Origin of the sequence: Sinorhizobium arboris LMG 14919 (assembly GCF_000427465.1) — a bacterium.
GTDB classification, from domain to species: domain Bacteria; phylum Pseudomonadota; class Alphaproteobacteria; order Rhizobiales; family Rhizobiaceae; genus Sinorhizobium; species Sinorhizobium arboris.
The window spans coordinates 855,977-867,565 of the sequence record NZ_ATYB01000014.1 but is presented as its reverse complement, the minus strand read 5'-3'; the positions used below and the strand labels follow the sequence as shown (position 1 = coordinate 867,565).

Annotated in this window: 11 protein-coding genes; 5 read left to right on the top strand and 6 right to left on the bottom strand. The window is 62.1% G+C overall.

Going from position 1 to position 11,589, the window contains the following annotated elements; translation table 11 throughout:
• Positions 1–102: 102 nt before the first annotated feature.
• Positions 103–843 (bottom strand): DNA repair protein RecO, encoded by a 741-nt coding sequence (gene recO, locus SINAR_RS0115220; RefSeq protein ID WP_150823945.1) that lies wholly within the window; start codon positions 841–843, stop codon positions 103–105.
• A 225-nt stretch (positions 844–1,068) separates the two neighbouring features.
• Between recO and SINAR_RS0115215 the strand changes: the two genes are divergently transcribed.
• Positions 1,069–1,809 carry a L,D-transpeptidase gene (locus tag SINAR_RS0115215; protein WP_027999901.1) on the top strand — a complete coding sequence of 247 codons (741 nt, stop codon included), beginning with the start codon at positions 1,069–1,071 and terminating at the stop codon, positions 1,807–1,809.
• A gap of 5 nt (positions 1,810–1,814) precedes the next feature.
• Here SINAR_RS0115215 and SINAR_RS0115210 read toward each other — a convergent pair whose 3' ends face one another.
• Both SINAR_RS0115210 and SINAR_RS0115205 read right to left on the bottom strand, forming a co-directional pair.
• Complete coding sequence (locus SINAR_RS0115210) at positions 1,815–2,177, bottom strand: glyoxalase/bleomycin resistance/dioxygenase family protein (RefSeq protein WP_027999900.1); 363 nt, start codon at positions 2,175–2,177, stop codon at positions 1,815–1,817.
• A 9-nt stretch (positions 2,178–2,186) separates the two neighbouring features.
• Positions 2,187–2,669, bottom strand: coding sequence for an SRPBCC domain-containing protein (locus SINAR_RS0115205; protein WP_027999899.1), 483 nt, complete (start codon positions 2,667–2,669; stop codon positions 2,187–2,189).
• Positions 2,670–2,720: 51 nt separating this feature from the next.
• On the opposite strand from SINAR_RS0115205, the gene SINAR_RS0115200 reads away from it, so the two are divergent.
• The 3 genes from SINAR_RS0115200 (at position 2,721) to rkpK (ending at position 5,609) form a co-directional block, all read left to right on the top strand.
• Positions 2,721–3,053: an ArsR/SmtB family transcription factor gene (locus SINAR_RS0115200; RefSeq protein WP_027999898.1), complete on the top strand. Its 333-nt coding sequence runs from the start codon at positions 2,721–2,723 to the stop codon at positions 3,051–3,053.
• A 70-nt stretch (positions 3,054–3,123) separates the two neighbouring features.
• Positions 3,124–4,149, top strand: coding sequence for an NAD-dependent epimerase (locus SINAR_RS0115195; protein ID WP_027999897.1), 1,026 nt, complete (start codon positions 3,124–3,126; stop codon positions 4,147–4,149).
• A gap of 146 nt (positions 4,150–4,295) precedes the next feature.
• On the top strand, positions 4,296–5,609 hold the full coding sequence (rkpK, locus tag SINAR_RS0115190; protein WP_027999896.1) for a UDP-glucose 6-dehydrogenase: 1,314 nt from the start codon (positions 4,296–4,298) through the stop codon (positions 5,607–5,609).
• Positions 5,610–5,681: 72 nt separating this feature from the next.
• Here rkpK and SINAR_RS0115185 read toward each other — a convergent pair whose 3' ends face one another.
• The 3 genes from SINAR_RS0115185 to cfa2 all read right to left on the bottom strand — a co-directional run bounded on the left by SINAR_RS0115185 (position 5,682) and on the right by cfa2 (position 10,040).
• Complete coding sequence (locus SINAR_RS0115185; protein ID WP_027999895.1) at positions 5,682–5,996, bottom strand: hypothetical protein; 315 nt, start codon at positions 5,994–5,996, stop codon at positions 5,682–5,684.
• A gap of 241 nt (positions 5,997–6,237) precedes the next feature.
• Positions 6,238–8,544, bottom strand: a complete 2,307-nt coding sequence (locus tag SINAR_RS0115180) for a Tex family protein (protein ID WP_027999894.1) — start codon at positions 8,542–8,544, stop codon at positions 6,238–6,240.
• Positions 8,545–8,783: 239 nt separating this feature from the next.
• Positions 8,784–10,040 carry a cyclopropane-fatty-acyl-phospholipid synthase gene (cfa2, locus tag SINAR_RS0115175; RefSeq protein ID WP_027999893.1) on the bottom strand — a complete coding sequence of 419 codons (1,257 nt, stop codon included), beginning with the start codon at positions 10,038–10,040 and terminating at the stop codon, positions 8,784–8,786.
• A 516-nt stretch (positions 10,041–10,556) separates the two neighbouring features.
• Here cfa2 and SINAR_RS0115170 point away from each other — a divergent pair.
• Positions 10,557–11,555 carry a glycerophosphodiester phosphodiesterase family protein gene (locus SINAR_RS0115170; protein WP_027999892.1) on the top strand — a complete coding sequence of 333 codons (999 nt, stop codon included), beginning with the start codon at positions 10,557–10,559 and terminating at the stop codon, positions 11,553–11,555.
• The last annotated feature ends 34 nt before the right edge of the window (positions 11,556–11,589 follow it).

Here is an 11,589-nt window from a genome sequence, read left to right as displayed (position 1 = left end):
AGTACAACCGCCGCATCATCACCACTGCCGGGATGCCGCTTTGCGGCAGCACCTTTCCTCCCGGCCTCATCGCTGTGCTCGTCACAGGGAGCGAAACAATCGTTACGCCGGCGAGGCGGCCTTCAGGGCTTTCAGCGTCGCGTGGACGAAACCGTCCCGCGCCGACGCAGCGTCAATGCCTCGCGGCTCGTAAACATGACGGTTGAGGAAATAGGCGGTGAGGCGGAAGGCGGCCGCCAGACTTTGGTGATCGGCAGCTTTGCTTGCTCCCGAAAGGAAATCCGGAAGGACAAGCATGCGCTCGGCGTAAGGAGCACCGGCTTCGCGACAGACCGCGCGCCCCGATTTCGGAGACACAAAGACCAGTTCGTCGCGCGCGCCCGTTGCCGCGCACTCGGAAAGGTCCAGTCCGAAACCGAGATCGTTCAGCACCGCGAGTTCGAAGCGCACGAACAATTCACCGGCGTCCGCCGGATCCTGGAGATGATCCACGATGACGGCGAGCGCCTCGTACAGATGGGGATGCGGGTCGCGCTCCGGCAGAAGCCGCAAGAGCGCGCCAAGCGCCTGAATTCCGTAAACGGAGGTTGCCGTCTCTATCAGCCTCGCGGCGCGCAATTGCAGCGGCTCGACACGGAATTCGCCGAGATGCTCGTCGAGTCTCGCCCGCCAGATCACCTCCACGGAATTGCCCGGCTGCAGCACCGGCTGCATCGCACGCGAGCGGCCCGAGCGCACGAGCCCGAGATGCCGCCCGTGCCCCGGCGTCATCACTTCCGCGATGACAGAGCTTTCGCCATGCCGCCGGATACCGAGAATTATGGCTTCATCGCTCCATTGCATGGAAGAGGCATACACCCGTGGCGGAAAGAGGATCAAGCGAGAAAGGACCAGCGTTATCGGGCCCGGACGGATGCGGCCGAAGCAAACTGTCGCCTTTCCGCTACACTTGCGGTGCGCTGCATTCTCCTGTCGTTTTTGCCGCATTGCGACGTCTTTCAATGCAGGTTGCCAGGCCTTAGACGTGAACCACCTCCTCAGAAACAATGCAGCAGGAACAGTTCGATTATGTGTGTGTTCGGGAATCGCGCCAGCCGCCTGATGCAGCTTTGCGCAGTTGTGGCCCTCTCCGCTGCGCTCGCGGGTTGCGTTAGCAACAGTCAGCAGGTGCAGCAAAAGGGGCCGGATCCTTATTTCGTGGCGATGTACGCGGCGAAGCCGGACGAGCGGTTCCCCCTACAGGCCACCGACATCCGCAAGGTCGAGCCGCGTTTTCTGCGGCAACAGGTGTCTTACGTCACCCATGAGCCGCCTGGTACGGTCGTCATCGACACGGAGAATCGCTTTCTCTATCTGGTGCAGGGCGGAGGCATGGCGCTTCGTTACGGCATTGGCGTGGGTAAGGCCGGATTGGAGTTCGAGGGAGAGGCGCGCGTCGGCCGCAAGGCGGAATGGCCGCGCTGGACGCCGACGTCCGACATGGTCGCGCGCGAACCGGAACGCTACGGACCGCTCGCGGGAGGCATGGACCCCGGCCTCCGAAATCCGCTCGGACCGCGCGCGCTCTATCTGTATCAGGGAAACCGCGACACGCTGTTCCGCATCCACGGCACCACGGAGGCCTGGTCGATCGGCAAGGCGGTTTCGAGCGGCTGCATCCGCCTGTTCAACCCTGACATCATCGACCTTTACGGCCGCGTGCCGGAGGGCTCGCGCGTCGTCGTGCTCCAGGCGGAACCGCCGATGAGCCAACCGACGGATGCACCGATGTCGACCGCCGCCGACGGCAGCGGTTCGCTTTCGTTCTAGAACGCTTACCAGGCGTCCGGCTCGCGCACGAGGTGCACGATATTGGCGGGGTTCATGATCCATCCGCCGCGGAAGCCCTCGCCCAGTTCCTCGACCTGATCGCAGCGCACGACATCGTGCGCTGCCAGGCGATCGAGGGCTGCCCTGTGATCTTCGGTGAACAGCTCCAGCCATATTTCTGCCTGGCTGCAATGCGGCGCTTCGTCTATCCACAAACGGTTGGGACCGAGAACGAAGCCTTTCGCCGGTGCCTTTTCGTCGAAAGGCGGGAGACCGACGACGTCGCGGTAGAAGGCGATCACCGCTTCATATTGATGGCTCGGAACTTTCATGGCGATGTTGATACCGCCCTTGATTTCGGTCGACATCGCCCCCTCCTAAACCTGCGGTTCGAGTGCCGGCTTGCCGGAGAGTTCGCTCACATAATAGCCCTCCCGCAAATTGATGCCGTATTCGACCCAGGCCTTCATACAGGCGAGCATCTGCGACCAGCCCTCGCAATTGAGGTAGGAGCTCTTCTGCCCCTGTTCGTTTTCCCGCCAGCCGCTCTCGGCGATCGTCACCATGGTGGCGCCGTCGTCGAGCGGCTGAAAGCGCATTTCGACCCGCGTTTGGTAGGGAGACTCGCCTTCACCGATCATGGCATCCCAGCAAAAGACGATCCGCTCGTTAGGCTCCACGGCCTCGACCTTGACGGGGACCTCGCCCCACCACGTCACGATGGCGCCGGCGACCAGCGGACCGCTGATGCCGCCGAGCGTGACGAAATAGCGGCTGAGCTGATCCGGATTTACCACCGCGTCGAAAACCTGCTCGACGGGACGGGCAATCCGTCCGTTCACACGAAATTCGAAAGTCATGACGTCCTCCTCATGATTGTATCGGTCAACAATATGTTATAAAAATATAACATGTCAAACGATTCGAAAGACGATGGGGTTTTCAAGGCCTTGGCCAACGGCCTGCGCCGACAGATGCTCGACGCGCTGAAGGAGGAGCCGCAAACGACGGGCATGCTCTGCGAGCGTTTCCCGAACCTCGATCGCTGCACGGTCATGCAGCACTTGAAGGTCCTTGAAGAGGCCGATCTCGTTCTCGTCAGACGCGAGGGCCGCGAGCGGTGGAACCACCTGAACGCCTTACCGATTCAGGCCATTCACAATCGCTGGATCAGCCAGTATGCCGGCCACGCAATCTCCGTTCTGACAGCCCTCCAGCGTGACCTGGACGAGCCGCGCGAGTGACGGATTTGACTTTTCATCGCCCGGCTTTCTGCGTATGAACGGTCGAGTGGGCAAACTGGGGGAAATCGTCGTGCGTTACCTCATTACCGGCACTGCAGGTTTCATCGGTTTTCATGTTGCAAAGCGGCTGATCGACGAGGGGCATTTCGTCGTCGGATTCGACGGAATGACACCCTATTACGACGTGATGCTGAAGGAGCGCCGGCACGCGATCCTCCAGCGCTCCAACGGCTTCAAGGCGGTGACGGCTATGCTCGAGGACCGGGCCGCACTCGACCGGGCGGCGGAGCTTGCCGAACCGGAAGTCATTATCCACCTCGCCGCTCAGGCGGGTGTTCGCTACAGCCTCGAAAACCCGAAAGCCTATGTGGATTCGAATCTCGTCGGGTCGTGGAACATGCTCGAACTCGCCAAGGCGATCAACCCGAAGCACCTGATGCTCGCCTCCACCTCTTCGATCTACGGCGCCAATGAGAAGATTCCGTTTGCCGAAGCCGACCGGGCAGACGAACCGATGACGCTTTATGCCGCGACCAAGAAGTCGATGGAATTGATGGCGCACAGCTATGCACATCTCTACAGGGTGCCGACCACCGCCTTCCGCTTCTTCACCGTTTACGGTCCCTGGGGGCGGCCGGACATGGCGCTCTTCAAGTTCGTCGACGCCATCCACAATGGCCGCCCGATCGACATCTATGGCGAGGGCCGGATGAGCCGGGACTTCACCTATATAGACGACCTCGTCGAAAGTATCGTGCGCTTGTCACATATCCCACCCTCGGAAGAGAACCGGGTGGCACCGGAAAAGGCCACTGACACGCTTTCGCGCCATGCGCCGTTCCGCGTCGTCAACACCGGCGGCGGCCAGCCGGTGGAGTTGATGACCTTCATCGAAACGGTCGAGAAGGCGGTGGGCCGTCCGGCGATCCGCAACATGCTGCCGATGCAGCAGGGCGACGTACCGCGCACCTTTGCCTCGCCGGACCTGCTCGAAGCCCTGACCGGGTTCAAGCCGTCCGTTTCGGTCGAGGAAGGCGTAGCGCGCTTCGTCGAATGGTATGAACAGAATTATCGTCGTGCACAGACGGCCGTCTGATGGTAAAACAAGCTATATTTATGCGAGACGCGTGCCCCCGCACGCAGTTGCAATCGGGTTTTTCTTTGCATTTTGTTCAATGCCATCTTTTTATTAGATAACACTTAATTTACTAACGTTCTCAAGAACAATCAAAGGAAGAGCGGATGAAAATCACGATGATCGGCGCCGGCTATGTCGGCCTTGTTTCCGGCGTTTGCTTTGCGGATTTCGGCCATGAGGTCGTCTGCGTCGACAAGGACGAAGGCAAGATCGCGGCGCTCAGGAAGGGGCAGATTCCGATCTTCGAACCGGGGCTGGACCATCTCGTCGCCGGCAACGTCGCTTCCGGACGCCTGAACTTTACCGACGACCTCAAGACCGCCGTCGCCGCAAGCGACGTGGTCTTCATTGCCGTGGGAACGCCGTCACGGCGCGGTGACGGCCATGCGGATCTTTCCTATGTTTACGCCGCCGCACGTGAAATCGCCGCCAATCTTCAGGGCTTCACCGTGGTCGTGACCAAGTCCACGGTTCCGGTCGGTACCGGTGACGAGGTCGAGCGCATTATCCGCGAAACCAACCCCGAAGCCGACTTCGCCGTCGTATCCAACCCGGAATTCCTGCGGGAAGGCGCGGCCATCGAGGATTTCAAACGGCCCGACCGGATCGTCATTGGGGTCGACGGCAACGACGGGCGCGCGCGCGAGGTGATGACGGAAGTCTATCGACCGCTCTATCTCAACCAGTCGCCGCTCGTCTTCACGACACGCCGCACTTCGGAACTGATCAAATATGCCGGCAACGCCTTTTTGGCGATGAAGATCACCTTCATCAACGAGATTGCCGATCTCTGCGAGAAGGTCGGCGCCAATGTGCAGGACGTCGCCCGCGGCATCGGACTGGACGGCCGCATCGGGTCGAAATTCCTGCATGCCGGACCGGGATATGGAGGCTCCTGCTTCCCCAAGGACACATTGGCGCTGGTCAAGACCGCGCAGGACCACGACAGCCCTGTGCGGCTCGTGGAGACCACGGTCGCCGTCAACGACAACCGCAAAAGGGCAATGGGACGCAAGGTGATCGCGGCCGCCGGCGGCGAGATCCGCGGCTCCAAGATCGCGGTCCTCGGCCTGACCTTCAAGCCGAATACCGACGATATGCGCGACAGCCCGGCGATCGCGGTCGTCCAGGCGCTGCAGGATGCAGGCGCCCAGGTCACCGGCTACGACCCGGAAGGAATGGAAAACGCGCGCAAGCTGATAGAAGGCCTGAACTGCGCGAGCGACCCCTATGAAGCGGCCGCCGAGGCGGATGCTCTGGTGATCATCACCGAATGGAACGAGTTCCGGGCGCTGGATTTCGACCGTTTGAGGTCCACCATGAAGACGCCCCTGCTCGTCGACTTGCGCAATATCTACCGCAAGGATGAGGTCGCAAAGCACGGCTTCCGCTATGCGAGCGTCGGAAGACCGGACTGAACGGCGACGCCGTCGCATTCATGGTCGACAGAGGGAGGCAGCGCCGGCTTCCCTCTGTACATAACACGGGCTTCAGGCCTTCGGACCCACCTGGACGACCTGTTCCCAGCTCTTTCCGGCAAGCACGACGCAGCTCCGGCCGGAAACATCCGTCACGATCAAGGTCCAACTGCCGCCGTCGGCTGCATAAAGTTCCATGACCGCTTGCGGGTTGATCTGCCCGACTGCGGCCTGCTTTTCTTCATATTGCCGGGTAAGCAGCTCGATGACCTGCGATCGCTCGGCGCAATTCACAACGCCCTGTGAATCTGCCACATGGGGGTAGGCCGTCACCGCCGCCGTCAGCAGGACGGCAAGAGAGAGGCCGCGGACCACTTTGCGTACCATGACGCACCTCCTTTCGCCGGGATGTCCCGGCGGAAGAGGATTTCCGCTGACCTGTTCCGCCGCCTACCGGCATTCGATGGTCGACACCTTCTCGCGACAAAGAGATGTCGCCATCTGAAGAGTGTGACGGAGGCGGGATTACATGTCATTTTGCTAATTTATAGAGCGTAACCCGTCCCATCACACGAGCATCGATGCTCGGGTAACGATCCGCCCACAGGGGCCGTTCCATCGGCCTCGCTCATTTTTTCTTCATCGCCGCCATCAGCGCCGCGCCGAACGCGCCTTGCGCCGGCTCCTGCGGTGTTTGCGACCGAGCCGGACCGCCCCGATGGCCGCCCTTCGCCGCCACCCCCCTCGCCTCGCGGGACGTGTCGGCGCCGCCCTCCTTGCGCATGGAAAGGCCGATGCGCTTGCGCGCGACGTCGACCTCGGTGACGCGCACCTGCACGACGTCGCCCGCCTTGACGACCTCATGCGGATCCTTGACGAAACGGTCGGCCAGTTGCGACACGTGGACGAGGCCGTCCTGGTGCACGCCGATATCGACGAAGGCGCCGAAAGCTGCGACATTGGTCACCGTGCCCTCGAGCCGCATGCCGACTTTCAGATCCTTGATGTCGTCGACGCCCTCCGCGAAGGTGGCCGTCCTGAAGCTCGGGCGCGGATCGCGACCCGGTTTCTCCAGTTCGGCCAGGATATCCTTGACCGTCGGAAGGCCGAAGCGCTCATCGACGAAAACACGCGGATCAAGCTTTTTCAGTTCGGCGGTGTCACCCATGAGCGAGCGCACGTCCCGGCCGCAGGCCGCAACGATCTTCTTGGCGACGCCATAAGCCTCCGGATGCACGGCCGACGCGTCGAGCGGCTCGGAACCGTTCGGAATCCGCAGGAAGCCGGCACACTGCTCGAAAGTGCGGGCGCCGAGACGCGGCACTTTCAATAGCTCCTGGCGGCTGGCGAAGGGACCCGTCGCGTCGCGATGCGCGACAATCGCCTCGGCCGAGGACTTGCCCAACCCCGAGACGCGCGCCAGCAGCGGCGCCGACGCGGTGTTGAGATCGACGCCGACCGCATTCACGGCATCCTCCACCACGGCATCGAGCGAACGGCTGAGCTTCGACTGGTCGACGTCGTGCTGGTACTGGCCGACGCCGATCGATTTCGGTTCGATCTTGACGAGCTCGGCCAGCGGATCCTGCAGCCGGCGGGCGATGGAGACCGCACCCCGCAGGGAAACGTCGAGCCCCGGAAATTCGGCTGCCGCCGTCTCGGACGCGGAATAGACCGACGCGCCCGCCTCGGACACGATCACCTTGGTCGGCTTCGGCGCCGGCATGGCGCCGAGCATATCTGCGACGAGTTTCTCTGTTTCACGGCTACCGGTACCGTTACCGATTGCGATCAGTTCCACCTTGTGCTTGCGCACGAGCGCCGCGAGCTCCGCCTGTGCGCCGCGAACGTCGTTCTTCGGCGGAAAGGGGTAGACCGTGCTCGTGTCGAGCAGCTTGCCGGTCCCGTCGACCACGGCAACCTTGACGCCCGTGCGGATGCCGGGGTCGAGGCCCATGGTCGCGCGCGAACCCGCGGGCGCTGCGAGCAGCAGGTCCTTGAGGTTGCGCGCGAAGACGCGGATGGCCTCCTCTTCGGCCCGCTCCCGCAGTTCGCGCATCAGATCCAGCGACAGCGAGAGCGAAAGCTTGACGCGCCATGTCCAGGCGATGACCTCCAGCAGCCATCTGTCGCCGGGCAACCGGTCGCCGACATTGTAGGCCGCGGCGATCATCCGCTCGGTCGGTCTCTGCGAAGCCGCCGCTTCCGGATCGACCACGATATCGACCGACAGGACCTCTTCGTTCCAGCCGCGCAGCATCGCCAATGCGCGGTGCCCGGCCACCGTCGCCCAGCGCTCGGAGTGGTCGAAGTAGTCCGAGAATTTGGCGCCGGACTCCTGCTTACCGTCGACGACCCGGGCGCGCAGGAAGGCTGTTTCCCGCATGTGGCTCCGCAGCCGCCCGAGAAGGTCGGCGTTTTCGGTCATGGCCTCGGCGATGATGTCGCGGGCGCCATCGAGCGCGGTCTTGACGTCCGGCACATCGGCGGTGAGGAAGGCTGCCGCCCGTTCGGCCGGCGCGATCGAACGATCGGAAAGTATGGCTTCGGCCAGCGCACCCAGACCACGCTCGCGAGCGATCTCCGCTTTGGTGCGGCGCTTCGGCTTATAGGGCAGGTAGATGTCTTCGAGTTCCGCCTTGGTGGCCGCACCGGCGATCTTGCCTTCAAGCGCGTCGGTCATCTTGCCCTGGCCGCGGATCGAATCGATGATCGACGTCCGCCGCGCTTCAAGCTCGCGCAGATAGGTGAGCCGCTCGGACAGGACACGCAGTTGCGTATCGTCGAGACCGCCAGTGACTTCCTTGCGGTAGCGGGCGATGAACGGCACGGTCGCCCCGCCATCCAGCAATTCGACGGCGGCCGCGACCTGGGCGGCGCTCGCCTTGATTTCGCTGGCGATGATGACGGCGATGGGCTTTGCAGTCATGACCATTCTCTCGTTCCGTTTCCTGTTTCGGGACCGGACCATAATGGCGCAGACCATCAAGGCCAAGTGAAGGCCTGCGGCCGTCTGGGCGAACTCCACAGAAGATCATGAGAGATGCTTGCCCCCCGCAAGCGGAGCGAGGGGAGAGTGCGTGGCTGCCGAGACTCCCTTTCGTCCCGCCTGCGGTAGAAGACCGGCAAGCGGACAAGGGACGAAATGGGCCCAGAGCGTAATGCTCCCCTGCACTAAACCGCAACGAGTTCCAGCCGTTCGCGGGTCTTTTCGAACTCCAGCAATTCGCGCTCCCTGATGGCGATGTAGTCGCGCGACACCGGCACCGTCGCGAGAGACGGCGACAGCTGGAGCTGGAAGATGAAGTGCTTGTCGTAGAGGAAGGCCGTCTCCGAGGCGGCGAGATAGAACTCCCACATGCGGAAAAAGCGTTCGTCATAGAGCCTGACCGCCTCCTCCCGCTGCGCCACGAAACGCTCGCGCCAGGCCCTCAGCGTCCATGCGTAATGCAGCGGCAGGATTTCGATGTCCTTGACGAGCAGGCGATTGCTCTCCACCGAGGGCAACACCTCAGAAAGGGCTGGAATATAGCCGCCGGGGAAGATGTATTTCTCGATCCACGGGTTGGTCGCCCAGGGCTTGTAGATCTGGCCGATCGAATGCAGCAGCATCACTCCGTCGGGCTTCAGCAGTTCTTTCATCTTGCGGAAGAAATTGCCGTAATTGCCGATGCCGACATGCTCGAACATGCCTACGGAAACGATGCGGTCGAATTGCCTTCCCTGCATGGTGCGATAGTCCTGCAGCTCGAACCGCACCCGGTCGGAAAGCCCGCGCCTTGCCGCACGCTCACGCGAAACCTTCAACTGCTCTTCGCTGAGTGTGATGCCCGTAACTTCGACCCCCGACGATTCGGCGAGATACATCGCCATGCCGCCCCAGCCGGAACCCACCTCCAGGACTTTCTGACCGGGTTCGAGCAAAAGCTTTGCCGCTATGTGCCTCTTCTTGGCGCGCTGCGCCTCGTCCAGCGAGATGCCCGGCGGATGGAAATAGGCGCAGGAATATTGCCAGTCCTCATCGAGGAAGAGATTGAAGAGCTTGCCGTCCAGATCGTAATGATGGGCGACGTTGTAACGGTTGCGGTTGACCGGCAGCCGGCTCTTCATCTGCTGGCGCAATATATGACCCAGCGCGACGATCGAATTGGTAAAGGTTGCCGCCTTGTCGAGATCATTGCTCTTGACGATGGACAGCACGTCGAAGATGTCGCCCTCCTCCACAAGAACGCGACCGTCCATGTACATTTCACCGAATTTCAGTCCTGGATCGTAGAGGACGGCTTTTTCCGCTCCGGCATCAACGAAACGAATGGCCGCGGGCTTGCCGGTACCATCGCCCAGAACCACCTTTTCACCCGACGAGAAAACGACCGTAAGCTTGCCTTTCTGGACAAGCCGGCGAAGTAGCTTCAACAATCCCGCATTCATATCCTACCTCAGCTCAGACCTAAACGGACCATCGGTTCCTTCACGGGGTGGAGCGGGTGAGCGGCTGGTCGGCTTCGGGGCAGAGACGGGCGGCGATGCTTGGAAGCGCGCAGCCACGTCCGGAAGCGGCGAGAAACCGGCTCGAGCACGACCTGACGGTTTCCGCCGGGTCCTCGCGAAACGAGGCGGGACCGTCTGCGGCAATTCGTCAGGCCAGCCCATCGGGCTCCTATCCATCAGAACTTCCATTAACTTAGCCGTGTTCGGCGGTTATTCAATGGGGCTTTTTTGTGGCCCCTCAAAGATTTATTTCCTTAGTAAGTTCGAATTCACTGACTGAAGCCCATCCGCAGCGGGTGCAGACGGCGCGCTCCCGGGTGCCCGCAGGTGCGCGGGTCCGAGCGCGCGGCCGGGGGTGACAGGGCGATGCCAATCCGTGTAACACTTTGCACACCGGCCGGTAACATCGTCACGCCACATTATCGCGGCAAGCCCGACGCGAGAGGAGGATACACGATGAAGAAGATCGCCGCGATTGCGCTTGTCGTCGTCGCCATCGTCTGGCTTCTCAATACGTCGCTTTTGGCGCCGCCTCCCTCCGGCAATGCAAAGATCCTCGCCCATCGCGGCATCCACCAGGTTTTCGACTCGAAAGGTCTCGACAATGAGACCTGCACCGCCGAGCGCATCGAAGCCCCGCGTCACAGCTATCTCGAAAACACCATCGACTCGATGCGCGCGGCGATGGAGATGGGCGCCGACGTCGTCGAGCTCGATGTCCATCTGACGCCCGACAGACAGTTCGCCGTTTTTCACGACTGGACGCTCGACTGCCGGACGGATGGGAGAGGCGTGACCGAAGAAACGCCGATGTCCGAGCTGAAGACGCTGGACATCGGCTATGGCTATACGGCCGACGGCGGCAAGTCCTTCCCGTTCCGCGGCCAGGGGGCCGGCCAGATGCCGACGCTGACGGAGGTCTTCAAGGCCCTGCCTGAGGGCCGCTTCCTGATCAATTTCAAGAGCGAGCGGCGGGAGGAAGGCGCTACCCTGGCCGTGCTCCTCCGGTTTCATCCGGAGTGGCGCAAACAGGTATTCGGCGTCTATGGCGGCACTGCACCGACGCAGGAAACACTCCGGCTGGTTCCGGGGCTTAGAGGCTATGATCGACAGTCCACGCGCGCCTGCCTTGGCCGATATGCCGCCTATGGCTGGACCGGCATCGTACCGGACGCCTGCCGCGACACGCTGATCATGGTTTCCAGCAATTACGCACCATTTCTGTGGGGATGGCCCGACCGGTTCGCGGCCCGCATGCAGGCCGCCGGCAGCGAAATCATCCTGCTTGGCCCTTATAGCGGCGGCGATTTCACCTCGGGCATCGACAGCGCCGATGATCTCGCCTCCGTTCCCGAGGGCTTTGCCGGCTATGTCTGGACCAACAGGGCGGAAACAATCGCCCCCCTTCTCGGCAAGCGTCCCGCGGCAGCGACCGATCAGGCTAATCGCCAGTAGTCGAGACCCGGGCAAGCTTTCGCTTGCGCTGATT